Origin of the sequence: Spirillospora sp. NPDC049652, assembly GCF_040675125.1 — a bacterium.
GTDB lineage: Bacteria > Actinomycetota > Actinomycetes > Streptosporangiales > Streptosporangiaceae > Spirillospora.
This window is the reverse complement of the sequence record NZ_JBFAOF010001171.1, coordinates 1-1,988: the sequence shown is the minus strand read 5'-3', so window position 1 is coordinate 1,988 and position 1,988 is coordinate 1. Positions and strand designations below refer to the sequence as shown.

The following is a 1,988-nucleotide window of genomic DNA, read 5'->3' as shown; positions in this document are numbered from 1 at the left end:
CCGCCGGACGCGGCCCCCGGAGCACCCCGCTCCGGGGCCGCGTCCCCGGCCGCGCTGCGGGCGCTGCGCAAGCTGGCGCCCCTGCTGTGGCTCGGCCCGTCGATCCTGCTCATCGCCTTCGTGGTGCTGTGGCCCGTCGTGGAGATGGCCCGCACCTCGCTGCAGAAGATCACCTCGTCCGGCCTGACCACGGGCTGGGCCGGGGTGCGCAACTACTCCGACCTGTTCGACGAGGACGCGCTGGTCCCGGTCCTGCTCCGCACGGTGCTGTGGGTCGGGGGCGTCGTCGTCGTGACGCTGCTGCTGTCGCTGGCGCTCGGCCAGCTGCTCAACGCCCGCTTCCCCGGCCGCCGCGTGGTGCGCTGGGCGGTGATCGTGCCGTGGGCGGCGTCGGTCCTGATGACCGCGCTGATCTGGAAGTGGATGCTGGACAACTTCTCCGGCCTGGTCAACCGGGTGCTGCTCGACCTGCACGTGATCGACCAGCCGCACAACTGGCTGGGCGACCCGCACCAGGCGATGGGCTGGATGATGTGGGTGGCGGTGTTCGTGTCGCTGCCGTTCACCTCGTTCGTGATCCTCGCCGGGCTGCAGACGATCCCGGCGGACGTGTACGAGGCGGCCCGGGTGGACGGCGCGGGCCCGTGGCGGTCGTACTTCCAGATCACGCTGCCGCTGCTGCGCCCGGCGATCCTGATCGCCGGGATCATCAACGTCATCAACGTGTTCAACTCGTTCCCGATCATCTACGAGATGACCGGGGGCGGGCCGGGCAACGACACCGACACCACCACCACGTTCATGTACAAGCTGGCCTTCTCCGACCAGCACGTGGGCGAGTCCGCGGCGATGTCGGTGGTCAACTTCGCGCTCGTGCTGGTCATGGTGCTGCTGTACCTGCGCTTCTCGCGCTGGCGGGAGGAGACCCGATGAGCGGGCGGACGGTGGCGGTGGAGGCTCCGGGACGGACGCGGTCCGGACGGCGTCCGATACGGCTGCGGACGGTGCTGCTGACGGCCGTCGGATGGCTGGTCGGGCTGCTGTTCGTGCTGCCCTACCTGCAGATGTTCCTCACGTCGCTGAAGTCCCCGTCGGACCTGACGCACTCGCCCGGCACGTACGTGCCGTCCCACTGGCAGTGGTCGAACTACGCGGACGTGTGGAAGGGCACCGGTGTCGGGCAGGCGCTGGTGGTGTCGCTGGAGGTCGCGGTCGCGTCCACGCTGGTGACGCTGCTGTGCGCGCTGCCCGCCGCGTACTACACCGCGCGCAACCGGTTCCGGGGGCGCGGGGCGTTCCTGCTGCTGGTGCTGGTGACGCAGATGTTCGCGCCGACGGCGCTGGTCATCGGCATCTACCGGGAGATGGTGGCGCTCAACCTCACCGACACGCTGCTCGCGCTGATCCTGGTGAACGCGGCGTTCAACCTGCCGTTCTGCGTGTGGATCCTGCACGGGTACTTCTCGTCGATTCCGCGCGAGCTGGAGGAGGCGGCGTTCCTGGACGGCGCGGGCCGGATGGCCGCGCTGACCCGGGTCACCCTGCCGATCTCGATGCCGGGCGTCGTCACGGCCGTCGTCTACACGTTCATCGCGGCGTGGAACGAGTTCATCGTCGCGCTGACCGTGACGGTCTCCCCCGACCGCAAACCGCTGACCGTGGTCGCGCCGTCGTTCGTCACGCAGTACCAGGCGCACTGGCAGTTCCTCTTCGCGACCTCGGTCATCGCTATCGTGCCCGTTGTGATCCTCTTCGTCGTTATCGAGCGGTACCTGGTCGGCGGCCTCACCGCCGGCTCGGTCAAATGACGGTCGTCGCCCTGGACGTCGGCGGGACGTCGATGAAAGGGGCGCTGATCGACCCCGATGGGACGGTCCTCCGCACCGAGGGCCGTCCCACCGGGCGCGAGCACGGCCCCGAGACGGTCGTCCGGACGATCGTCGAGTTCGCGGCCGAGCTCGCCGCGAGCGCACCCGGCGTCACCGCCG

Annotated in this window: 3 protein-coding genes; all 3 read left to right on the top strand. The window is 69.8% G+C overall.

The features are described 5' to 3' along the window. On the top strand, window positions 1-933 hold a 933-nt coding region (locus AB0J52_RS38210; RefSeq protein ID WP_500187896.1), incomplete at its 5' end, for a carbohydrate ABC transporter permease. Continuing rightward, window positions 930-1,808 (top strand): carbohydrate ABC transporter permease, encoded by an 879-nt coding sequence (locus tag AB0J52_RS38205; protein ID WP_500187895.1) that lies wholly within the window; start codon window positions 930-932, stop codon window positions 1,806-1,808. The genes AB0J52_RS38210 and AB0J52_RS38205, both read left to right, overlap by 4 nt. Continuing rightward, the coding region (locus AB0J52_RS38200; RefSeq protein WP_500187893.1) for an ROK family protein at window positions 1,805-1,988 on the top strand (184 nt) is incomplete at its 3' end. The genes AB0J52_RS38205 and AB0J52_RS38200, both read left to right, overlap by 4 nt.